Raw genomic sequence first — 281 nt, 5'->3', positions numbered from 1 at the left:
TGGTGGGTCATCAGCGCCGCGCAAATCTGGCCGGTCTTTGTGTCCATCGCCAGATGGACCTTGCGCCAGGTGCGGCGCTTGGACCAACCGTGTGTGCGCACCTTCCATTCGCCCTCGCCGTAGAGCTTGAGGCCCGTGCTGTCGACGGCCAAGTGCAGTGGTTCGCTCGGGCGCAGCGCGGGCAAGACGACTTGCAGGCTTTGCGCGCGACGGCTCAGGGTCGTGTAGTTGGGCACTGGCAGGTCCGGGAAGGCGATCCGGCGCAGGCTTTGAGCGAATCC

General features: G+C 65.8%; 1 protein-coding gene. It reads right to left on the bottom strand.

From position 1 onward, the window contains the following. On the bottom strand, positions 1-281 hold a 281-nt coding region (locus VTU_RS0118580; protein WP_010107068.1), incomplete at both ends, for an IS5/IS1182 family transposase.

It is taken from the genome of Verminephrobacter aporrectodeae subsp. tuberculatae At4, from assembly GCF_000193225.1.
GTDB classification, from domain to species: Bacteria; Pseudomonadota; Gammaproteobacteria; order Burkholderiales; family Burkholderiaceae_C; genus Acidovorax; species Acidovorax aporrectodeae.
Note: the sequence above shows the minus strand (reverse complement) of the source record. Positions and strands in the feature narration are given on the sequence as shown.